Here is a 23,292-nt window from a genome sequence, read left to right on the forward strand (position 1 = left end):
AGGATACTTGCTTAATTGGTGCCTTTTTTCTTTAAGGATGCTTCTATACTCTCTAGATCGGAACGGAAACTTTTATCTACTTCGCATTGCCCTTTTACGGTTTTGCAAGCATGAAGTACGGTTGCATGATCCTTGTTTCCGATAAATTTACCGATTTTCGAGGTAGAATAATCGGTATAGTTTTTAGCGAGATACATGGCTACTTGACGTGCTTGAACAACCTCTCTTTTCCTTGACTTTGTATGAATGGCATTTCCCTCCAAACCAAAATGTTTGCAGACTGTGCTTAATATGTCTTCGATACTGATAGTTTTCGTTTCATTGCGTACCACACCGCGAACCACATGCTGCGCTAAGTCCAAGTCTATATCCTTGTTGAAGATGGTTGACCGCGCCATGATGGCTATGACGATACCTTCTAAGTCGCGAACGCTTTCATCGACGTTTTCAGCGATATAGTCTATTACTTCAGGTGGGAACTGTAATCCGTCCCGGTGAACCTTGTTGCGAAGAATGTTTCTACGCAGTTCTACGGTAGGCTTTTCCAGTTCGGCTACCATGCCCCATTTAAAACGTGTCAAAAGACGCTCTTCCATTCCCTGTAGCAATACAGGAGCGCGGTCGGAAGTCAGTATCAGTTGTTTGCCGTTTTGATGAAGATGATTAAAGATGTGAAAGAACGTGTTCTGCGTTTTTGTTACACCTGCAAATTCCTGAATATCATCTATGATCAGTACGTCGATTGTTTGGTAGAAGTTAATGAAATCGTTCGTAGTATTATTGCGGACAGAATCAGTGTACTGCACTTGAAAAAGATGTGCAGATACGTACAGGACTCTTTTTTCGGGGTATAATTCCTTTATCCTGGTTCCGATGGCATTCGCAAGATGAGTTTTGCCTACCCCTGAAGCACCGTGTAAAAACAGAGGATTGAAGGCTGTACCTGCCGGATTTTGGGCTACGGCCTCGGCCACGCTTCTTGACAGTTTGTTGCTATATCCCTCAATGAAATTCTCGAAGTTGTAATTAGGATTCAAATGTGGATCCAAATCTTGTGGTGCCGGTGCATGTAACAGATTGGGGGCTTTATTGCCACCATTGCGAATTACACTTTGTGGCACAGCCACTGAGCGGTTGCTGGCTTCAAGGTTTACCGTTTGATTGGGCACTGAAGTCCTGTCAACCATTACGTTATACATCAACTTGGTGCCTTCGCCTATGACTTTATACAACGTTTTCCGCAGCAGGTCCACGAACTGATCTTCCAGAAATTCATAGAAGAACTGGCTGGGTACCTGTACGATTAACGTTTTGTCCTCATATTTTAACGGAACAATGGGGACAAACCAAGTTTTGTATGTCGAATCCGGAACATTGTCTTTTATGATATCAAGACAGCGGTTCCACAGTCCGACATGGTTGGATTCACTCATAACGGCTATAATACATTTATTAATAAAGCAAAACTTCTACGGTTGCAAAATTGGGAATCTTATTCGAGAAAAACAAATCCCTTTTTTCTTGTATTTCTCATCAAAATAATAATGCCTTTACTTTCAGTAACTTATGATAATCCGATAAAATAGCCCCAGTGAAGGGGCTATTGCATTTTTATAATACCTTGTTTATAAGATTATTAAGCTGCTATCGAGTAAGGGTTATTGGTTCAATCTAAGATTCCCTATTATTTATTTATCTCAGTCTGTCTATGGACTTTCCGAAATATTTGACACTGCTAACTATGATATCTATTATTTAGATGAATTCTATTTAACGGTCATTTTCTACTTGTCTTTTTTACCGAATAACGAGAAGTGTACATACCGTTTCGGATGTTCTTTCAGGTCTTCCAATAAGCTGGCAGCATTGGCTGTTGTTGCATTCAAGTTGTTATATAATTGTGGATCGTTTAGTAACAATCCTACAGTATTGTCTTTGCTATTCAGCTTATTTGTAATTATTTTTACGTTATTCAGCGTTTGCTCAATTTCTTTGAAAGTGTTGGCATAGTCAATTTCTTTCAGGTTGCTGCTGATGGCAATAAAGTTGTCTCCAAGTGTGTTCAGTTTACCGGTAAGTTGAGGTATGTCCCTTTTCATCAAGACTTTAAACTGTCCGCTGGCTTCTTCTAGGTTAGCAGTCATCTTTTCCACTGAATGTAAAGTAGCGGGAATGCTTTGATCAGACAAGATCGTGTTGAGGGAAGTCATGATTGAGTCCAATTTAGGCAACATCTTTTCAATTTGGGGGATTAACGCGGCTGCACTTTCCATCATCCCATTGCTTAGGCTACCTGGAATAGTATCGCCAACGGCATATTTTTCCCGTGGATTATTGGCTAATAGAATGTTCATTCGGACGCCACCCATCAATTCGGTTACCAGTTCGGCAGAGCTGCCTTTCGGAATACGTAATTCGGTATCCAGTTCTACTTCTACAATTACATTCTCAGGTTGGCTATAATCGTAATAAATGTCGCGTACGATCCCGACACGTACACCGTCGGCAAATACGGGACTCGACTTGGCCAGTCCGTTTACATTATGGAATTTAACATAGAAATAGCTTGAAGGTTTGAACATGTTGATCCCCTTCAGGTAGTTGATACCGTAAACAAGTATAAACAGGGCAACGATTCCTGCAATTCCTATACGGACTTCTTTTGTAATGTATTTCATCACTGTCTTCTATTTATTTCGTTTCTTTTTGAATTCTGCGATTGCTGCGTTGATATTCATTTTCTCCCCGTTACGGAAGGCGATGATAAAAGCGTCTTTGAATTTATCAGTAATAGAACGTTTGGTTTGTAGCACTTTATTATAGTTGGGAGAAGCACCGTAAGTGTATTTGTATAATCCTCCTTCTTTATAATAATCTACATTCTTCAGTCCTTTCAGTCGTTTGTCACTTTTCGTCAGGGGACTTGAAGAGGTCAATATTTGTATTTTAAACGTTATCTCTTCATCAATTGTTCCGTTCTCCACGGGAATCGGGCGCTGTGGCTCTGCTTGTGCCGTTAAAGTTTTTTTCGGAGAGGGAATGTCGGATTTGCTTTCACTTTGGTTGGCAATGACCGGTTCGTTTTCAGCATTTTCTTCATCCGTTTCAGCAGGAATAATTGTGCGGCTTGTACCGGTCAGACGGATTTCGTGTTCCCTTTTATAAGTTAGGAAAGCATGATAGATACCTTTTGCCATGGTATTCGATCCTGCTTCTGTATTAAGGTATCGTTCTTCTTCTGGCGTAGAGATGAATCCAAGTTCAACCAATATGCTTGGCATGGCACTTGCTTTCAAGACGAGGAATCCTGCTTGATGCACGCCTCGGTCTTCCCGCTTGCAAGTGTGGCGGAAGTGTTTCTGGACCAAAGAGGCCAAATGTACGCTTTGTTCCATATATTTGTCCTGCATGAACTCGAATATGATATAAGACTCAGCGGAATTGGGGTTGAAGCCTGCATAACGTGTCTGATAGTCGCTTTCATAAAGTATCACCGAGTTTTCCCGTTGTGCCACTGCCAGGTTGGCATCCGATTTGGCGAGACCTAACGTCCAAGTCGAGGCTCCTTTGGCGCTCCGGTTATTGGCTAGTGCATTTGTATGAATAGATATAAACAGGTCGGCTTTGGCGTTATTGGCAATTTCGGCACGTCTGTCCAAAGGGATGAAGACATCCTTGGTGCGAGTGTATATCACTTTCACATCGTTGCAGTTTTGTTTTATCAGATTTCCCAGTTTGAGTGCAACATTCAGGTTGATATTCTTCTCTTTCGAGATTTTGCCTATGGCTCCCGGGTCATGACCACCGTGTCCGGCATCGATCACGACAACAAAGTCTTTAGCCCATGTGCTACCGATGCAGAGCGGGGAGCTGAGTAGCCAAAGGCAGACTGATAGTAATAATATGTTGGGTCTATGACGTTTCATCTTATTGTAATGACGGTGCAAATGTAGCAGAATTTTGTTGAAAACTCGCTATTCCCTATTAAGTTTTGAGTTTTTTTCCATATTCCATGGTGATTGTTTCAATGATTCGTTGTTACTTTGCATCTCTGAATAATAAACAATTTGAAGATGCTTAAGTTCTTGAAGAATTGGACATTGCCTATCGCCATGTTGGCGGGGGCAATCGGTTATCCGTTTTTTATCAGTCTCTCTTTTCTGACACCGATACTTATATTTACCATGTTGTTACTAACTTTCTGTAAGGTGTCTCCGCAGGATCTGAAGCCAAAACTTCTTCATCTTTGGTTACTTATGATCCAGATATTCGGATCGGTTGCCGTCTATCTGCTGCTTTGCCGGTTTAATAAAATCGTTGCAGAGGGGGCGATGGTCTGCATTATTTGTCCTACGGCTACGGCCGCAGCGGTAATCACTTCCAAATTGGGGGGGAGTGCCGCCAGTTTGACTACTTATACGTTACTTGGCAATATCGGTGCTGCGATTGCCGTTCCGATCATCTTTCCGTTGATTGAAGCCCATGCCGATATCAGTTTTTGGGATTCATTCTTTTTGATTCTCAGCAAAGTGTTTCCATTGCTTATCTGTCCTTTTCTGACTGCTTGGTTGTTGCAGAAGTTCGTTCCGAGGGTGCATCATGCATTATTGGCTTATCATGAACTTGCTTTTTATTTATGGGCCGTTTCGTTGGCAATTGTGACAGCGCAGACTCTTTCGTCACTGATAAACGATCCAGCGGACGGATGGACGGAAATTCTGATTGCATTGGCTGCTTTGGTTGCTTGTTGTGTGCAGTTTTTTCTGGGGAAGACGTTGGGGAGCATTTATGATGACCGTATCAGCGGAGGCCAGGCTCTTGGACAGAAGAATACGATTCTTGCCATTTGGATGGCGCATACTTATCTCAATCCTCTTTCGTCCGTTGGGCCGGGAAGTTATGTCCTGTGGCAGAACATCATCAACAGCTGTCAGTTGTGGAAAAAGAGAAAAAATGAGATAAAATATTAAATATAAGATATTGGTATTTAGTATTTTATGTTTATTGAGTGTAATTTCCTTTATTTTCCTTGTTTTCTTGTTTAGTCTAATAAATGCCTTTATTTTGTTACTATTTTGTTACCCGTATTCATTGGAGTAACAAAACAAATCGCTATATTTGTATCGGTAACAAAATAAGAACATAATTATGGCGAAGAAAAAACAAGAAGTTAAATTGAAAGAACCTGTAAGGATTAGATTCAAGCAGCTTGCCAATGGCAACCAGTCTATTTATTTGGACTATTATACAGGTGATGTTATTAGAAAAGAAAATTATGTTGGCGGTAAACGGCAATATGAATTTTTGAAGTTGTACCTTATACCCGAAAAAACGAGGGAGGATAAGGCGAAGAACGAAGCTACATTGGCTCTTGCAAAAGCGATTCAGAGTAAGAGGATAGTGGAGTTACAAAATGATGCACACGGTTTTCAGAACACCAACAAGTCAAAAGCGAATGTGATTGATTATTTAATGAACATGAGAAGCCAATCTAAAGAACGTGGCAGCTTGAACTATGAAAAGACTGTTGGTAATACCATCCGTGAACTAAAGTTGTTCAGAGGGGATTACATAGCTTTTCGTGATATAGATAAGGACTTCTTAAATAGCTTTGTGGATTTCTTGAAACAAGCGAAGAAAGCAAGCAAGTTTGGTTTGTTAAAGGCTGGGGGTGTATTAAGTAATAATTCCGTTATTGCTTACTATGGGGTGCTGCGTACCGCTATAAATAGAGCCTATAAAGAGGGGATTATTACGGTCAATCCAACGAAAGAGTTTGATTTTGCCAGTAAGGTAAAAGCGGAAGTCAGCCGCAGGGAGTATTTGACAATAGAGGAATTGAAGCGGCTTATCGGGACAGAGTGCAAGTATGAGATAATGAAACAAGCCTTTCTTTTCAGTTGTTTGTGTGGGCTGCGTGTAAGCGATATAAGAAAATTGAAGTGGAACGATTTGCAGAAAAGCGGTGAAAGAATAAGAATTGAAATAAAGATGCAGAAAACAAAAGAACCGCTTTATCTGCCTATATCCGATGAAGCGTTAAAGTGGTTGCCGCAACAAAATGAAGCAAAAGGCGATGATTTGATTTTTCCTTTGACGCATGAGGGAACTATAAATAAAATACTTCAAAAATGGGCGAAAGACGCAGGGATTATTAAGCATATCTCGTTTCATGTTGCCCGGCATACCCATGCTACCATGATGCTTACATTGGGGGCTGACTTGTACACAGTTAGCAAATTGTTAGGACATAAAAATATTGCCACAACTCAAATTTATGCGAAGATTGTCGATAAGAAAAAAGAAGAAGCTATAAGTTTGATACCGAATTTGACGGACTGATTTAAAAAGAAAGTATGGTTATATCACAGTTACCGTACTTTCTTTCTTTTTTTGTCTTTGTTTAGCCGGAAAAATATATCTTTGTTTCTACTAACTGAAACATAGATTATTATGACAGAAGAAGAACTGAAAATAAAATTCGACCATATACAAGGTATATTCAATCGCTGTATCAATCATGCCAGCCAAGTTATGATAGATAATATTGCCTCTAAGTCCTTATATTTCGACGCAGAACAGGCTGATAAACTGGAACAGCAAGAATATGTTCGTACCACTGATGAGTTGGTGCAGTTATATATTCGTTATTCTGTGTTGAATGATATTCAATATTTTTATTCTGTATCTGATTTCTTTTGGGAAAGCGGTTTTTATGAATCCTTGAAATCCGATGAGAAAAGAAAATACATGTCGTTTAATCCTCTTTCATTTGATTATTCCCGGTATGAGCAAGATAATACGGTTTATGATGAAGAACTGCCTTATTTTTCTGTAATAGTTAAAACTGTTGTATTGGAAAAATATTCTGCGTACTTGCGAAAAAAGAAAGAAAGTAAGGTGCAAGCGGAAATGCAGCCACAACAGAAAGAGCCGCAACCAATTCAAGATAAATGCCAAGAGCCTAAAATTATCTCCCATATTGCTGAAACAGAAAATCCGTTTAAGTCTATTTTAAACGACAGACAAATAGCATTGTTGGTGGATTGTATCAATGAAGTGGAAATTTTCAATGCTCCTATGACTTTTGAAGATTTGAAAGCAATACTTTCCTGTAAGCCAAAAGTTATATTTAGGTCTAATAACAACAGGCAGGTAGCTTTTCTTTTTTCGGAATTAAGCAATCGTGGTTTGATAACACCTAACTGGCAATCTGTTATAGCAAAGAATAAGTTGTTTGTTACGAAGAATATAAAGAAAGATAAATATCTGAATCAAGGTGATTTAGCCACAGCCGCCAATTATGTAAAAGGGGTGGAACATGAAAAAGATTATGTAACCATCAGCAATTATATCAAACAACTGAAAAAACTTTAAGAATAGGTTAATACCTCAAACATAGCTTAATCCACTATCAAGCTATTCCTCAATACTTTTGCCCCCGTAATCGATTACAAGAAACTGGAGGGCATGCACTCCATATTGTCTAACGCAAATACTTTTGTTATATGGAAACAAGTATTGAGAAGCGAGTTGCAGAACTCGAAAATTTAGTGTTCCTTTCAAAGAATGTGCTTAGTTTTGATGAAGCGAGCAAGTTCTTGAACCTTTCAAAAAGTTACCTGTACAAGCTGACTTCGGGTAACTTGATACCCCATTACAAGCCGCAGGGCAAAATGCTTTATTTTGAGAAAGCGGAATTAGAAGCGTGGTTGCGTCAGAACCCGGTGAAGACGCAGGCGCAGATAGAGCAGGAAGCGCAGAAATATATCCTTAACCGTCCCTTAAAGAAATAGCGGCTATGGAAAATAGAAAAGCGACAGAAGCCGGGCAGGATGTCACCATGCAGAAAGAGGATTTTGCAGCCCTTTGGAAAACCATCCATCTAAAGGTGACGGACACTTACGAAGTGCCGCCCGAAATACTCTGGGTGAACGGCTCTACCATTGGCACGCTGGGTAATTTCAGCGCATCCACAGGAAAAGCCAAGAGCAAAAAGACATTCAACATTTCCGCCATCGTTGCGGCAGCGTTGAAGAATGACGAGGTACTGAAGTATTCGGCATATCTGCCACCGAACAAGCGGAAAATCCTCTATGTAGATACCGAGCAGAGCAAATACCATTGCCATAAGGTCATGGAGCGTATTTTGCGACTTGCCGGACTGCCTACCGACAAGGACAGGGACGATTTTGTTTTCATCGTGCTAAGGGAGCAGACCCCCGACAAGCGGAAACAGATTATCGGCTATATGCTTGAAAATATGCCCGATGTGGGGTTGCTCATCATTGACGGAATCCGTGACTTGATGTATGACATCAACAGCCCCAGCGAATCAACCGACCTAATCAACCTCTTGATGCGCTGGTCAAGCGGATATAACCTGCATATCCACACTGTACTGCATTTGAATAAGGGGGATGACAACACAAGGGGGCATATCGGTACGGAACTGAACAACAAGGCTGAAACCGTCCTGCAAATCACGAAAAGCCAGCAGGACGGCAACATAAGCGAGGTAAAGGCGATGCACATACGTGACCGGGAATTTGACCCGTTCGCATTCCGTATCAATGACAACGCTTTACCCGAAATCGTGGATGATTATGTATTCCAACAACCTAAGCAGGACAGGAACTTTTCGCTTGCGGAACTGACTGAACGGCAACACCGGGAAGCGTTGGAGAACGGTTTCGGCAAGCAGGTGGTACAAGGCTATTCCAATGTCATAGCGGCATTGAAACAGGGTTATGCGAGTATCGGTTACGAGCGTGGACGCAATGTTCTTGTGTCGCTTAACAAGTTTCTTGTGAACAAGCGCATGATTGTGAAAGAGGGCAAGGGCTACCGCTATAATCCCGATTTCCATTATTAAAAGTCAGTTTGGTTTAGTCCGGGTGTATATACAAGAGGAACGGACTTACTATTTCCCTGTATCGGAACAGGCAGGTTTAGTATGGTACGGGTGTATATATAACGGACTAAACAGGACTGGCGCACTTTTCAACTATTTTTTTTATCCCCAAAAAAGAAAATGTTATGAACATCGAAGATGTGAAACAAATACCCATCGCAGACTATCTGCACAGTTTAGGTTACTCTCCTGTCAAGCAGCAGGGTAACGGTTTATGGTACAAATCACCGTTAAGGGAGGAACACGAACCGTCTTTCAAGGTGAACACTGACCGCAACCTTTGGTATGACTTTGGCGCAGGCAAGGGCGGTAACATCATCGCACTGGCAAAGGAACTCTATTGTTCCGACAGCCTGCCATACCTTTTAAACCGGATAGCGGAACAGACACCGCACGTCCGTCCGGTCAGTTTTTCTTTTCCCCAGCGTAGGACAGAACCGAGCTTCCAGCATTTGGAAGTCCGTGACCTTACCCATCCGGCATTGCTCCGTTACTTGCAGGGACGGGGTATCAATGTCGAACTGGCAAAAAGAGAATGTAAGGAACTCCATTTTACCAATAATGGCAGACCGTTCTTTGCTATCGGTTTCCCGAACATGGCAGGAGGTTACGAGGTTCGCAATTCCTTTTTCAAAGGCTGCATCGCCCCGAAAGACATCACCCATATACGGCAGCAGGGAGAGCCGAGGGAGAAGTGTTTGGTGTTCGAGGGTTTCATGGACTACCTCTCTTTCCTTACGCTCCGCATGAGGAACTGTCCGACCATACCCGACCTTGACAGGCAGGATTATGCCATTCTTAACTCTACCGCCAATGTGTCGAAAGCCATTGACGTGCTGTACCCGTATGAACGCATCCACTGTATGCTTGACAATGACAAGGCTGGATATGAAGCGACACGGGCTATCGAATTGGAATACCCCTACCGTGTGCGTGACTTCTCGCACAATTATAGGGGATATTCGGACTTGAACGATTATCTGTGCGGCAGGAAGCAGGAACAGAAAAACGCAGCCAGCCAAGTGCAGGAAACGAAGCAGGAAACCGGACAACGTGCCGCCCCAAGACAAAAGAGAGGCAGGGGCATTTAATCCGGCAGGACTACCAACGGCTGGCGGTTTATTTGGAGAGCAAGGTTATGTTTCGGTAAACCGAAACTACCTTGCTTTGCTCACCGCAAAGAAAATTTCTCCTGTTGGTCGCAATTTTTAAGATACCATTTAAATGTAAAAACCTATGACGAATATAAAGGATAAGCCGGGGGGACGTCCGGCAAAGAAACGGATAGAGAAGCAGCAACGGGTTGTCAGTACGAAACTGACCGAGTTGCAGTATTACGCCATCAGAAAGCGAGCCGGGGAAGCTGGGTTACGTGTCAGTGAGTATGTAAGGCAGGCGGTTGTTTCGGTAGAGGTCATACCCCGGCTGAACAGGCAGGATGCGGACACCATCCGCAAACTGGCAGGGGAAGCCAACAACATCAACCAGTTGGCGCACCGGGCGAATGCCGGAGGTTTCGCACTGGTGGCGGTGGAACTGGTGAAGCTCAAAAACCGGATTATTGAAATCATAAACCATTTGTCAGATGATTGGAAAAATAAAAAAGGGAAGCGGGTTTAAGGGCTGTGTGAACTATGTGCTTGGCAAGGAGCAGGCGGTTTTGCTTCATGCGGACGGGGTTCTGACTGAAAGCCGGGGAGATATAATCCACAGCTTCTGTATGCAGACCGGGATGAATCCCGACTTGAAAAAGCCTGTCGGACATATTGCGTTGAGTTATTCGGCAGTGGATGCGCCCAAATTGACAGATGGGAAGATGGTACAGCTTGCGCAGGAGTATATGCGTGAAATGAAAATCACCGATACGCAGTATATCATCGTGCGCCATCAAGACCGGGAACACCCACATGTGCATATCGTGTTCAACCGCATAGACAATAACGGCAAGACCATTTCGGACAGGAACGACATGTATCGTAACGAACAGGTATGCAAGAAGCTGAAAGCCAAACACGGGCTTTATTTCGCCGAGGGAAAAGAGCAGGTGAAGCAGCACCGATTGAAAGAGCCGGACAAATCAAAATACGAGATTTACACGGCTGTGAAAAATGAAATCGGCAAATCCCGTAACTGGCAGCAGTTGCAGCACAGGTTAGCGGAAAAGGGTATCACTATCCAGTTCAAACGAAAGGGACAGACTGACGAGATACAGGGCATATCCTTTTCCAAAGGCGAATACACGTTCAAGGGGTCGGAGATAGACCGCAGTTTCAGTTTTTCCAAACTGGATAAATGTTTCGGGGATGCAGGAATGAATGTTGCCGAAAGCCAACGGCAAACAACTTTCGCACCCGTTCGGGAACAAGCACCTGCACCGGACAAGGCTGACAGTCCGTTGATAACAGGTTCACTCGGTCTGTTTTCTGCTTCTTCTCCCCCAGTGGATGAAGAACCTAATTTTAATTTGAGAAAGAAGAAGAAAAAGAAAAAACAACTTAAACAGTAAAGACATGGAAGATAATTTGATTTTAGAGGGGCTTCTCTCTATGGTTACGGAACTGAAAGAGAAGCAGGAAGCACAGGCAACGCCAGCCAGTCGGGAGGAAACTCTCGAACGGCTGGGAGCAATCGAACAAGCGTTGTCGGAACTGCACAGTAATTCGGCTGTTCCCGAAGAAAAGTTGCGGGTTATTCAAAGCCAACTTGACGACATAAGGAGCAGGATGCAAGGTCAGCAGAAGAACATAGAGGACACCAAGAAAATAACATTGGAAACCTACCGTTGTTTCAAGGTAATGATTGATACTTTGGGCTCTTGCAAGACGGATAAAGAGGAAGCTACGCCCTTACCGTTCTATCAACGGATTTACAACAAGGTCGCTTCTTGGATTCGTCCGGGATTGTTTGTTTTTTCGGCAGTGCTGGTCGTCTGTTCCGTTTCCATATTCTTGAATGTCCGTTTGGCTGAACGTATGCAGCAGTTGCAGGACAACGATATGAAATACCGCTATTTGCTGATGCAAGGACAGGCAGACGGGGAAACTTTTGATATGCTGGAAAACAAGTTCAAGTGGCAACGGGATAACGGTTTTATCCGAAGTTTGACCGATTCAGTGATGGATTTTGAATATCGCATCCAAAAGCAGGCGGAAGCACTGGAACGTGCAAGGCTGTTGAATGAGCAAGCCGAACAGCTAAAGAAAGAAGCCGATAAGTTGGGTAAGCCATAAACGGGGAAAGTCGGAACAGATGAAGTACATTCACCGTTCCGGCTTTTCAGATTCACTTCTTTTTCTTCGTACAGTGTTCTTTCTCGAACTGGCGTAGCGTGGTGACGCTGAACCGTTCTTTAATAAACTCCCGGACATCGGAAGCCTTGTAATACACTTTTCCGCTGATAGTGAAGTAAGGCAGCGCACCGATAGCCCGGTAGCGTTGCAGAGTTTTGATACTTACTTTGAATAATAAACACAAGTCTTGATTATCCAATAGGTTGTCATCTTCGGGTAGTACCTTGTCCGCATTGCGTAGTACCCGTACATCCTTGCAGAGTTCTTCCAGCTTGGCGTACAGCTTCTGCATCCATACGCTGAAATCGTCATTGTCTATATACATGATTGCTTCATTTTTCTGATTATACATTCTTGTCTGTCAATCAATTGATGAAGCAAAGTTCAGAAAATAGGCGCAAAGAAATTACGGGGGAACTAATGGAATCCCCTATAAATAAATCATAAGTCACTGATTATCTATATCCTTTCTTGTCATGTTCCTTTTTGATAAGTTCTACCAATCCATTAAGAAACCCGGTCAGTTTGCCCGGCTTTCGTTTTATCACGTCCTCATGTTTTTGGTAACAGTCGCCTATCTTGATGTTGAACAGCCATTCAAAGGCTTTCGCCAAGTCCACCAAGTAGGCGGGCTTGCCGTTCTGATACACGATGTTTTTGGAGAGGAACAGACCGCTTACCATTTCCATGATGTTGATAAGGGTTGTCTTGTCTGCGAGATAGAGAGGGGAAAGGGGCTGTTTGTTGATACGTTGCTGTAGCTGTTCCGGGTATTTGATGCGCCACTCGATAAGGCGTATTTCAGTGTTCAAAAGTCCTATCGCTTCATCAATTAGATGCAGATGGGGCATTTTTTTCTTGCTCAAACCGTACACGATACGATTTAAGACGGTGCAAACCAAAGGAAAAATAACGTAGTAAAACGTTGTAATCCTGCTCATTGATACTAAAATTGGCTACATGGGTCGCCAATTCTTCGATAGCTTCTGCAAATTCAGATGCAGACACTTTACGTTGTGAGCATTCCGACAATAAGCGGAAAAATCTTTGGTCGAATATTTTTTTCATTGAGTCGATTAAAAATACTATTTGACAGCAATCAAATAGAAATGTTATTGATAATATTTTTAACTTCATATTTTAAAGAATCTGGTCTTATTATAGTTGCACTATCTGCAAAAGACAGATACCAATGTGCAAACTTACTGATTGAAAATGTTAGAAAATGAAGTTCAAACATATCCCCTATCTCTTTCTCAGATGTTAATCCGTAATAATATTTATCATCATTCATTATGGAGGTTTTATTCTTTTCTATTCTTATAACGATTTCATGTAATTTTTCTTTATCATAAAACTCGCGTATGAATTTTTCCAAAGGAGGATGCTCCCGTGATTGTAATTCATTAAGAATGTGCATTTTTTGAATTCTATCTATCCGAAATGTAAGATAGATTTCTTTGGGAAGATAAAAGCCTATTAGATACCAGTTAGTTCTCGAAAAGAAAATTCCAACAGCTTCAATCTTTCGTTCTGAAACACTTAACGCATTACTTCCCAAATAAGATATTTCAATAATTCTTTTTTGGTATATACTTTGTAAAATAAGTAAAAGAATATCAGGTTTATAGGTAGATGATTTATAAGTATCCAATACAGACATGCACTTTTCCATTGTTTCTAACATATTTTTGTCTGCAAAACGCATGACAGACCTAATCTTTTCTATTCCAGACTTATAATGTTCGTTGCTATTTGAATCAGTTAGTTCATGTACTAATTTCTCTGCAATCAAAAAGGACAAAGCCTCTTTTTGAGTAAACATTAGAGGAGATAATTTGAATCCTTCTGCAAGTGAATAACCAATACCGGGATTTCCTATGATAGGAATGCCTGCCTCTTCCAATGTTCTTATATCTCGATATACGGTGCGAATGCTTATATTAAAACGTTCTGAAATTTGCTGTGCTTTCACTAACGAGTGCGATTGTAACTGAATCAATATAGCAGAAATACGGTCTATTCTATTCATTTTGCATCTTTAATTTGAATATTTGAATCTTCAATAATAACAGCTTGTTTATTACTTATAGGAATAAGCTGCAACTTCTCATTATATAGTTGAACTATCTTTTCACCTTTTTTCTTGAATGGAAAATTTCCATAATGGGGAATCGTATAAAAATCGACCAAATCTAAAGAAGTACAGTCTTTCAATTCAGGAGCCTTTTCTATTGGATCAAAATTCACACTTCTCATATATTCTGCATCGGGAGAGGCTATTATTGCTCCGGCAGATTCCCCAATATACAGTTTACCCAATTTCACTTGTTTAGATATAATTTTATCAACACCTTTTCTTTTTAACTCTTGCAAAAGGAAAAATGTATTTCCACCTGTTATGTAGATATAATCGCATTTATGTAATATAGAAGATATTTCCTCTTTGGGCAGTTGGGTAATCTCGACTTCTTCAACAATCATTCCTGCTTCTTCTAAAGCCTTTTTCCCCTTTTTTACATAGAATCGTATTGGTTCTGTAAGGCTTGCAGTTGGTATAAAAGCTATAATTTTCCCTTGCAAATCTTCTTTGGCACAATCGACAAATAGATTAGCAACATCAGCAAATGATGAGCATAAAAATAATCTTTTCATATTCTATAATATTAAGTTGAATACTTTTTGATACAAAGATAGCGTCTTCTATGACAGCCCTATGTCAGTAAGTCTAAATATTGAAGAGTTTTTTTCATCAAAACAATCCATTATTGAAATTTACCCTATTTGTAATGTGGCTGCGTTCCCTTATGAAAAGAAGAAATAATTTTGTTCCCTTTATGAAAAACAAGTGCTACACAACCTGCCGGGATAGAACGTTGAAAGCCTTGCTTTACATCATCTATCCTTAAAAACCAATATTGCTTTATATAAGGAGCGAGCAATTTGGTAGGTTGTATTACTTGAATTTTCTCCATTCTGTTTTAATTATCAAACAAAAGTAAGATTTCTTAGATAGATATTAGGTGTAAAAAAGGGACATTCTAATTAAAACATCCAAATATCTGTTGCCTAAATCATTCAAAGTTCTCTGCATTGGAAGATATGTCATAGATAAGTTGAAAAAGTTATTATAAACACAAGTTTAGTTTGTGTTTTTGTCTATATATCCAAAACGGACTAAACTAATTTCTATTGACAGCAAATTATATATGCTGGCGAAAAGAAAAACAGTATTCTTCTTTTCGCCAGTTTTGCTTTTATGGTTAGAGAGCTTTTGTTACCTTTGCACATGAAGCCCACCGCAAAGCGATTTCTTCGTTTTTTTGTTACTATTTTGTTACCCACTATTAGTAATAGGTGGGCTTTTGCTTTGATAATCAGAGTTATATTATGCTGTATGTATAATATGTGGCAAAACATAATCAATTCTTGGCAGTTGTGGAAGAGGAGAAAGAAAGAGATGAAATATTAAATATAATGTGTTTATACTTAGTTCTTTATCTTTGTAGTGTATGATTTCCTTTATTTTCCTTGTCTTCTTATTTAGTTTAATATAAATGCGTTTGTTTTGTTACTTGCATTCATTGGAGTAACAAAACAGATAGCTATATTTGTATAGGTAACATACTCCAAAACAAATTCTGCAAGTATAAAGGAAACTCAGAAATTGAGCCATAGTTTGAAAGCGGTTACTTTTTCTTCACTGATAGTTACCAGTGTTTTATGCCGAGGCTTGACGGTAACGGATATTTTGCCATTGAAATAGGGTTCTATGTGGGCAATGGAATGAATGCCCACTATCATTTGCCGGTTGGCACGGAAGAATTGGTCGGGATCGAGTTGCTCGATAAGTTTGTTCAGTGAAAGATCGATGGTGTATTCCTGGGCAGTATGGGTAACAGCGAAGGTGATCTTATTCTCGCTATAGAAATAAGCGATGTCGTCTACGGACAATGGCCGGTAACGATCTGCCCCTGCAATGAGGAAACGAGTGCGATAGCGTTTGACCGGTGCTTGCAGACTTTCAAGGAGGTTTTCAAGATAGTCGGCAGGCCGGGGAGAACACGAACCTCCAATCAGCGTTTCGTATTTTACGATAGCTTCCAACAAGCGGGATTCATCCACAGGCTTAAGTATGTAATCGATGCTGTTGACATTGAAAGCTCTGACAGCATACTCATCGTAAGCGGTAGTGAAGATAATAATCGACGTAGGACGTGCCTGTGACAGAAAATCGAAAGAATTTCCATCGGATAGTTGGATGTCCAGGAAAATAAGTTCCGGATGAGGGTTCGAATTGAACCAATGTACGGAGTCTTCTATATTCCCGGGAAGTGTGGTGATGTTCCATTGCGGACGCAGACGTCGCAACGTGGAGGCAAGCAGACGGGCAGCAGGGAATTCGTCTTCGATGATAACGGCTCGTAGAGCGGCATTCGAAGCGGTGGAATCAATAGTTGGCTTCATAATGACAATGGTACTTTTACGGTAAATATTTCAGGATTGCTATCGATAACAATATCTTTCCCCAGCATCAGTTTATACCGATTTGAAAGATTTTTTAGTCCGACACCCGAAGGAATATTGCTCTTCTTGGGGCGAACCGGATTGCTTATGACAAGATAGCCCGGTTCTGTATAAATATTGATTTGCATCGGTTTTCCCATCGATATGGAATTATGTTTGATGACGTTCTCCACCAGCAATTGCAGTGTAAGCGGTGGTAGCAGGCACTCTTGGTATTCGGGAGCCAGTTCCTGACGACAAGTGATGCAACATCCCAAGCGTACTTCATGCAGGAAAAGATAGGCTTGCAGGAAAGCCAGTTCATCGGATAGGGGCACCAGTGATTTGTCCTGGCACTGCAGTACGTAGCGGTAGACATCGGAAAGCTTGCGTGTGAACCGTGCCGCATTTACCGGGTTATACTCTATTTCTGCGATCAACGTATTGAGGCTGTTGAATAAGAAATGTGGATTGAGCTGATTTTGCAAAGCGATGTAATGCGCGGCATCGTTTTCTTTCTGGAGCTTTGCCGCTTGCATTTGCAGATGTAACGTCCTTTTCATGGAGCGATTGGCAAGCAGCAGTCCGAGAATAACCAATTCTACGAGCCAGACCAGAGTAAGAATCCGTCCGCCTCCGTTCGGAAAGGTGAAAGGATGTGCGGCTCCTACCAAGAGTTTGGCGGAAACCAGCAAGCTATAGTTTACCAACAGGAAAAGGAGCATCACACTGGTGTAAACGATAAGAATCTTCCAACGGTTACGGATGTGCAGTGCATATTGCCTGTCTACCCATGAACTGATACGCAAAGTGCAATAGCCCAGTAGGTTGAAAGCAATCAGGCAAAAGATCAAAGCACCCAGTGAAGAAACGGTGTCTGACACCCGTTCGGAGAGTTGGGAATGATTTACCAACAACAGAAACGAAAATATTCCCAACCCAGAGAACAGTATTGTATAAAGTAGAGATTCTTTCAACCGGAAGTTCATATCATAAAGATGCTTTTGGGACAAAGTTACTTTTTTTATCGGAGTGCTGCAAATAACGGGACTATCTACTTGCCATATTATATCGGTTTGTTGCTTTCAGGAGCGCCGAATATTGGATTTGTGCAGCAGCGCGTGCCTGCACATAATTTACTTGTGACGTTTGCCTGTACGTCTGCGCATCAATCACTTCGACGATGGAAATACGTCCTTCCGTATATCTTTCCAAAGCTTTCTGTTCGTTCTCTTTTGCCTTTTCAAGAGAGCTTTCGCTGAGCCGGACACGTTCCAATGCTTGTATCAGCGAGACACGTGCGGTTTGCACTTCAAGTCGGATGTCATCTTGTACGCGGTTGAGGTTATCGTTTGCCATGCCGATACGAAGCTTTGAGGCACGTTTCTCGTTGCGCCGTTTTCCCCATTCAAAAAGAGGGACGGACAGTTTGGCGTAGACAGCATAATTGGGATCGAGATCCGATTTGAAATTATATCCCGGTGAGGAATAACTGCCGTCCAGACCGACATAGAATTTCGGCTTGAAACGTGCATCGTTCAGCTTTAACGAGCTTTCGGCAATACGTATCTGATCATGTGCCATGCGGAGTTCAGGACGGAAGCTTCCATCCGCAGCCAGCAATGAATCCGATGCCCATTTTACCTGCGGGATGGTTGTGTCTGTTTCCGTAGGCGCTTCCAATGCCACTCCGATAAGCGAGTTTAATGCCATACGCCCCGTCTCAAAACTATTTTGTGCTTGCAATAACTGGTAATCAGCATCGTTGAGGCGTACCTCCGCCATGAGTAAATCTTGTGGGTCTGCCAGCCCGGCATCCACACGCTCGCGGATGGTTTGTGCCAGCGAGGCGACCGATTCGCGGAAATCAGCGGTTACTCCAACGATTTCTTTCCGTGCTACGGTATTCCAATATTGAATATCTGTCTGATAACAAACAGAAGAACGAAGCACATCAGCTTGTCCGTTGGCAAGTGATTGGCGGTGGCGTGCCAAACGGATGGACTCGAGCAGTTGTCCTCCGGTGTAAACCGGTTGCAGTAGGGTAAGCGATGCCCCGTACTTTAGGTCACGGCCCTGGAAGGTGAGGGGAGCCGACATGGAAGGCAAGTCGATATTGAGTTCCATCGGATTGCCTGTGTATTGGAAATTGGCATCGGCAGAGAGTTTCGGTTTCAGGTCGGCACGTGCGGAACGTTCCACCTCCATACTGGCGGCAATATTCTTTTCCGCAGCGTGCAGGTCATGGCTATAGTCGAGAGCCATCGCTCTGTATTGTTCGAGCAGTTGGCTCTGCCCCTGTACGTACAGGGAGCAGAGAAGTATGAGGTTGAATAGGATAAATTTCTTCATATCGGTATAATTATAACTCTTTCCTATCTCCGCGGGAGAGGGGCTGAGTTTGGTTTTACTTTATAAAACAGAGCGTAGAGTGCTGGCGTTACGAACAGCGTAAGCAGCGTGGCAAAGGTCAATCCGAAGATGATTGTTGCCGCCATTCCTTGGAAAGCGATGTCCCATAGCAACGGGATCATTCCGAAGATGGTGGTCGTTGCCGCCATCAGTACCGGGCGCGTACGGCTCACGGTAGCTTCGATGATGGATTCGTAAACGGGCATTCCGCTACGTTTCAGGGCATTGATCTCGTCAATCAGCACAATCACATTCTTGATGATCATTCCCAATAATCCCAACCATCCGGCTATCGGGAAGAATCCGAAATCGAATCCTGTCAGCAACATTCCTATTGCCACACCGATAAGCGACAAGGGTAACACACAAAGTATGATCACCGGTTGGCGGAAATTACCGAATAAAGCCACCAATATTACCACTAACAATAAGAATGCGAGCGGAAAGAACTTGGCAATCGCCTGTAAGGCTTCCCCTTGATCCTTATATTGGGAATCCCAAAAGAAGGTATATCCTTCGGGCAATTGGATGGCCTCTATTTCTTTGCGGATTTCTCCATGTACCTCTGCCATCGTATGTCCCGGGCGGACACCACACATGGCTGCCATTGACAATTGTCGGTTGTAGGTTCGTATCTGCGGATATTCCCAAGTTGTTTCGATCTCTTTTGTGACTTGTGACAAGGGTGCGGAACGGTCTCCGTTCCAAACGGCAAAATCACCTAGCGATTCGGCATCCTGTACGTTTGCCCCTGAAGATTTCAGCAGTACGGGGACTTGTTTTTCCCGGTCACGGTAGATGCCCACGGGAAGTCCGTCATTGATGGATTTTACCGACTCCATCATCGCTGACTTCGTGATGCCCAGAGCGCCTGCTTTCACCGGATCGTATACCGGACGTATCATCAATGCCATATTGCCCCATTCGTTTCGTGCATGGTCTACTTTCGGATTGTTTCGCATCACTTCCAGTGCCAGCCCGGTCAGTGAATCGAGTACTGCAGCATCAGGTCCTAGAAAACGGGCTTCGATGACAGCCTCCGTTAGCGGACTTAACTCGAATTTGTTTACTTTGATAAACGGTTCGGGAAATTGTGCCGGTATCTCTTCCTGTAGTTCGGCATGGAGTTTTCGGGATAATTTAGAAGTCTCGCATTTCACCAGGATTTGTGCGTAGTTCGATTGGGGGCCGAAAGCAACATTCGACAGGTAATAACGTGGTGGAGTCCGTCCTACGAAGGTTGATACTGTTTCCGTTTCTTCCTTCTTTTCTATATAATCGGATATTTCTGTAGCTATGCGTTCAGTCTCCTCAATGCGTGTACCTTCGGGTAACCACATATCGACAGTGAAATATTGCTTATCGAGTGCGGGTACGAACACTTTCGGAATGTACCGGAAACTTACAGCCGAGGCAACGAGTAATACGACGAGGCAGCTTATCGTGACAGACTTGTGCCGGATGACGAATCGCAACGATTGCCGGAAACGGTCGTATACTTTACCTGAGAACAATTCGCCTTTTAATTCCTCCGGACGAGGACGACGTACGAATTCTTGTATGAAAAAAGGAGTTTGGGTCAATGCGAACACCCAACTGAACATGAGCGAAACACCGATGACCACCACCAGTGACGATAACAGTTCCCCTGTGATATGCGGTGAATAATAGATAGGCAGGAATGTCAAGATCGCTATAAACGTTGCCGCCAGAAGCGGTAAGGCGGTAGCCCCACAAGCCTTAAGTATCGCCACCCGTTTGCGCATTCCTCGCTGCATGTTCACCAAAGCAGAATCGGAAACTACGATGGCATTGTCTACCAGCATACCCATAGCAATAATAATGGCCGCCAGCGACATTCGTTGAAGTGCTATGCCTTGAGCATACATTACGATCAAAGTGGCAAAGATGGAGAATATCAATCCGCTGCCTACCAGTATTCCGTTTTTAAAGCCGATGAAGAACAGCAGGATAGCGACCACCGTAACTACGGAGATTATCAGATTCAGTATGAATCCCTGGTTTGCCACGTCCGATTCATATCCTTGGTCGTAAATAGATACCAGTTCAAATCCTTCAGGCATCGTCTCCCTGAATGAATCGATCTTTTCTTTTACCAGTGCGGCCATATCCACCACATTCCCCGTAGGAACGGTGGAAATAGCGATTCCGATGCCAGGTTCTCCGTCTATTTTCATCAGGTTGCTTGCCGGAGTTTGGTAACTCTCCCGGATGTCCGCGATATCCGCCAAGCGAAAATGCTCCCCGGTTCGGGAAACGATGGTGAGATTACGGATATCATCCAAAGAGTAAAAATTTCCGGTGGACTCGATACGGATACGATTCGCGCTGGTTTCAATGCCGCCTGCATCCGTCACTTTGTTCTGTGCATTAAAAGCGCGGGAGATGTCGGCTGTCGTGATATTGCTTTGCGACATCATCGAAGGATTGACCGTGATATCGATTGTCGGTGTCTGTACACCATATATTTCGATCTTCGCCACGTCCTTCACTTTGAGCAATTCATTCTTTATCAATTTGGCCTGCTCTTCCAATTGCCGGTTAGTATATCCGCTACCTGTCAGTCCGTAGAACACCCCGAGTACGTCACCGAAATCATCGTTGACGATGGAAGTTCCCGCGCCTGCGGGAAGTTTTCCTTGGACATCGTTTACCTTTCGGCGCAGTTTGTCCCAAAGTTGTTGCATATCTTCGGCTCGGATCTCTTTCTTCACGTAAACGGTGATCTTAGAGAGTCCTGCACGGTTTTCGGTTTTCAAATAATATAATTCACCGAGTGACTGAATGGCCTCTTCGAGTACGTCCGTCACCTGTGTCTGCACTTCCGAAGGTGATGCTCCGGGATAGGGAGTCAACACCAAAGCCTGTTTGATTGTAAAAGGGGCATCTTCCAATTTTCCCATTTTGATGTAGGAAAACAGTCCCCCCGCCAGTATCAGTACTAATAGTAGAATCGTAACCGGCTTTTTCTGCAAGAAATATTTGACTAGTTTCATCTTTTAGCTATCGCAGGTTCATTTATTCTATTCGTTTTTGTCTCCACGCTTGTCCCTTCCGAAAGGAAACGTAATCCGCTGACAGCTACTGTCTCTCCTGCTTTCAGACCTTCGGAGACGGAGGCTTTTCCGTTGGGAAGCAATTCATTCAAGGTGATGATTCTTCGGTTTACTTTCTTTGTTTCCTGATCTACCACCCAAACGTAGTTGCCTATGGAAGGGCGGTGGCAGAGCGCTGTTTGCGGAATGACAACTTGGTTCCTTTGTTGGCTTGGATCTGTCTGAAGGAGAATTTTACCGGACATGCCTGCCAATAGTTGTCCGTCCTTATTCGGAAGCAACGCTGTCAGCAGATAAGAAAGGTTGTTCCGTGTCGTATTGCGGGAGATTTCCTCCACTTGTGCCTTGTAAGTAGTGTCAGTCCGGGCATCAAAAGATAGCTCTACCTCTTTGGGCTGAAATGATTGGAAGGCAATTTCCTGCGGCACGTAGGCTTCTATCTTTAACCGGTCGATATCAATGAATGAGATGACGGGTTGGGTAGCTTTCACGTCTTGGAATTTTTCGATGAAGACTTCCCCCACGTAACCGTTGAAAGGAGCAATGAGTCGTGTGTCTGCCAGTTCGTTTACTGCTGTTTCAAAAGCTGTTTTGGCGGACACGTAGTCTGCTTGCGCTTTTTCGTAAACGCTTGCGGCCAAATTATTTTTCTCATAAAGAGCCTTTACTCGCTCATACTCGGCCTTCGCCTGTTGGTAAACAGCTTCCGTGCGTTCTTTGCGGATACGGAAATCACGCGGATCTATTTCTGCGATCACTTCACCTTGGCGGTAGTAATTGCCCGCATATACATCGAAATGGTATATGGGACCTCCCACGCGGAAGGAAAGTTCGGACGAGCGGAACGGTTTTGCAATGAACGAAAACTCTTTTAGCCCTTCTTCCGTTTGAGATGTGACTTGGGATGTGTAGACGATGGGAACCGGAGTGGTTTCCTTATTTCCTGTGTTTTTGCAGGAAGAGAATAAAGAAATCATAATAATAGCCATTAATGCAGGCGTTGCGAATGTTTTCATTATCTGTTGTTCTTTTAGTTATTTAGCTCAAAGATAGGTAGTGTGGTTTTGTACTTCAGGGAGTTATTTCCTGAAAC

General features: G+C 42.8%; 23 protein-coding genes. 9 read left to right on the forward strand and 14 right to left on the reverse strand.

From position 1 onward, the window contains the following. Window positions 1–11: 11 nt before the first annotated feature. The 3 genes from dnaA to H8744_RS09410 form a co-directional block, all read right to left on the reverse strand. Entirely contained in the window at window positions 12–1,433 is a 1,422-nt protein-coding gene (gene dnaA, locus H8744_RS09400; RefSeq protein WP_262434592.1) for a chromosomal replication initiator protein DnaA, read from the reverse strand. Window positions 1,434–1,784: 351 nt separating this feature from the next. After that, entirely contained in the window at window positions 1,785–2,678 is an 894-nt protein-coding gene (locus H8744_RS09405) for an MlaD family protein (RefSeq protein WP_262434593.1), read from the reverse strand. 9 nt (window positions 2,679–2,687) lie between these two features. Continuing rightward, window positions 2,688–3,926 carry an N-acetylmuramoyl-L-alanine amidase family protein gene (locus H8744_RS09410; protein ID WP_262434594.1) on the reverse strand — a complete coding sequence of 413 codons (1,239 nt, stop codon included), beginning with the start codon at window positions 3,924–3,926 and terminating at the stop codon, window positions 2,688–2,690. Window positions 3,927–4,073: 147 nt separating this feature from the next. Here H8744_RS09410 and H8744_RS09415 point away from each other — a divergent pair, with 147 nt between their 5' ends. The 9 genes from H8744_RS09415 to H8744_RS09455 all read left to right on the forward strand — a co-directional run bounded on the left by H8744_RS09415 (window position 4,074) and on the right by H8744_RS09455 (window position 12,144). Next, entirely contained in the window at window positions 4,074–4,970 is an 897-nt protein-coding gene (locus H8744_RS09415; protein ID WP_262434595.1) for a hypothetical protein, read from the forward strand. A gap of 178 nt (window positions 4,971–5,148) precedes the next feature. Next, a complete protein-coding gene (locus tag H8744_RS09420; protein ID WP_004315367.1) occupies window positions 5,149–6,342 on the forward strand; it encodes a site-specific integrase in 1,194 nt (397 codons plus the stop codon). 111 nt (window positions 6,343–6,453) lie between these two features. Continuing rightward, on the forward strand, window positions 6,454–7,377 hold the full coding sequence (locus tag H8744_RS09425; RefSeq protein WP_049702057.1) for a hypothetical protein: 924 nt from the start codon (window positions 6,454–6,456) through the stop codon (window positions 7,375–7,377). A 131-nt stretch (window positions 7,378–7,508) separates the two neighbouring features. Next, a complete protein-coding gene (locus H8744_RS09430) occupies window positions 7,509–7,796 on the forward strand; it encodes a helix-turn-helix domain-containing protein (protein WP_005802192.1) in 288 nt (95 codons plus the stop codon). 5 nt (window positions 7,797–7,801) lie between these two features. After that, on the forward strand, window positions 7,802–8,875 hold the full coding sequence (locus H8744_RS09435) for an AAA family ATPase (RefSeq protein WP_049702058.1): 1,074 nt from the start codon (window positions 7,802–7,804) through the stop codon (window positions 8,873–8,875). Between the two features lie 164 nt (window positions 8,876–9,039). Further along, window positions 9,040–10,005 (forward strand): DUF8464 domain-containing protein, encoded by a 966-nt coding sequence (locus H8744_RS09440; RefSeq protein ID WP_049702059.1) that lies wholly within the window; start codon window positions 9,040–9,042, stop codon window positions 10,003–10,005. Between the two features lie 145 nt (window positions 10,006–10,150). After that, window positions 10,151–10,534: a MobC family plasmid mobilization relaxosome protein gene (locus tag H8744_RS09445; RefSeq protein ID WP_049702060.1), complete on the forward strand. Its 384-nt coding sequence runs from the start codon at window positions 10,151–10,153 to the stop codon at window positions 10,532–10,534. Next, window positions 10,500–11,420, forward strand: a complete 921-nt coding sequence (locus tag H8744_RS09450) for a relaxase/mobilization nuclease domain-containing protein (RefSeq protein ID WP_049702061.1) — start codon at window positions 10,500–10,502, stop codon at window positions 11,418–11,420. The genes H8744_RS09445 and H8744_RS09450 overlap by 35 nt, the downstream gene beginning before the upstream one ends. Window positions 11,421–11,424: 4 nt before the next feature. Next, window positions 11,425–12,144: a hypothetical protein gene (locus H8744_RS09455; RefSeq protein WP_004315359.1), complete on the forward strand. Its 720-nt coding sequence runs from the start codon at window positions 11,425–11,427 to the stop codon at window positions 12,142–12,144. A 52-nt stretch (window positions 12,145–12,196) separates the two neighbouring features. On the opposite strand, the gene H8744_RS09460 is transcribed toward H8744_RS09455, so the two are convergent. The 11 genes from H8744_RS09460 to H8744_RS09505 form a co-directional block, all read right to left on the reverse strand. Continuing rightward, the gene (locus tag H8744_RS09460; RefSeq protein ID WP_008997282.1) at window positions 12,197–12,529 is read right to left on the reverse strand and encodes a helix-turn-helix domain-containing protein; all 333 of its coding nucleotides are present in this window, start codon (window positions 12,527–12,529) and stop codon (window positions 12,197–12,199) included. 130 nt (window positions 12,530–12,659) lie between these two features. Further along, entirely contained in the window at window positions 12,660–13,079 is a 420-nt protein-coding gene (locus H8744_RS09465) for an RteC domain-containing protein (RefSeq protein WP_008770715.1), read from the reverse strand. Next, the gene (locus H8744_RS09470; protein ID WP_004315356.1) at window positions 13,033–13,272 is read right to left on the reverse strand and encodes a hypothetical protein; all 240 of its coding nucleotides are present in this window, start codon (window positions 13,270–13,272) and stop codon (window positions 13,033–13,035) included. Before H8744_RS09470 ends, H8744_RS09465 begins: the two co-directional genes overlap by 47 nt. A gap of 31 nt (window positions 13,273–13,303) precedes the next feature. Beyond that, window positions 13,304–14,236, reverse strand: coding sequence for a helix-turn-helix transcriptional regulator (locus H8744_RS09475; RefSeq protein ID WP_004315355.1), 933 nt, complete (start codon window positions 14,234–14,236; stop codon window positions 13,304–13,306). Beyond that, window positions 14,233–14,859: a Type 1 glutamine amidotransferase-like domain-containing protein gene (locus tag H8744_RS09480; protein ID WP_004315354.1), complete on the reverse strand. Its 627-nt coding sequence runs from the start codon at window positions 14,857–14,859 to the stop codon at window positions 14,233–14,235. Before H8744_RS09480 ends, H8744_RS09475 begins: the two co-directional genes overlap by 4 nt. Before the next feature lie 125 nt (window positions 14,860–14,984). Then, window positions 14,985–15,179: a DUF6597 domain-containing transcriptional factor gene (locus H8744_RS19035; RefSeq protein ID WP_049702064.1), complete on the reverse strand. Its 195-nt coding sequence runs from the start codon at window positions 15,177–15,179 to the stop codon at window positions 14,985–14,987. Between the two features lie 685 nt (window positions 15,180–15,864). Beyond that, on the reverse strand, window positions 15,865–16,671 hold the full coding sequence (locus tag H8744_RS09485; RefSeq protein ID WP_262434596.1) for a LytR/AlgR family response regulator transcription factor: 807 nt from the start codon (window positions 16,669–16,671) through the stop codon (window positions 15,865–15,867). Then, window positions 16,668–17,699 (reverse strand): sensor histidine kinase, encoded by a 1,032-nt coding sequence (locus tag H8744_RS09490; RefSeq protein WP_439649377.1) that lies wholly within the window; start codon window positions 17,697–17,699, stop codon window positions 16,668–16,670. Before H8744_RS09490 ends, H8744_RS09485 begins: the two co-directional genes overlap by 4 nt. A 61-nt stretch (window positions 17,700–17,760) precedes the next feature. Beyond that, window positions 17,761–19,062: a TolC family protein gene (locus H8744_RS09495; RefSeq protein ID WP_262434598.1), complete on the reverse strand. Its 1,302-nt coding sequence runs from the start codon at window positions 19,060–19,062 to the stop codon at window positions 17,761–17,763. A gap of 23 nt (window positions 19,063–19,085) precedes the next feature. Next, window positions 19,086–22,139, reverse strand: a complete 3,054-nt coding sequence (locus H8744_RS09500) for an efflux RND transporter permease subunit (protein WP_262434599.1) — start codon at window positions 22,137–22,139, stop codon at window positions 19,086–19,088. Next, a complete protein-coding gene (locus H8744_RS09505; RefSeq protein ID WP_262434600.1) occupies window positions 22,136–23,215 on the reverse strand; it encodes an efflux RND transporter periplasmic adaptor subunit in 1,080 nt (359 codons plus the stop codon). The genes H8744_RS09500 and H8744_RS09505 overlap by 4 nt, the downstream gene beginning before the upstream one ends. Window positions 23,216–23,292 lie beyond the last annotated feature (77 nt).

It is taken from the genome of Jilunia laotingensis (assembly GCF_014385165.1).
GTDB classification, from domain to species: Bacteria; Bacteroidota; Bacteroidia; order Bacteroidales; family Bacteroidaceae; genus Bacteroides; species Bacteroides laotingensis.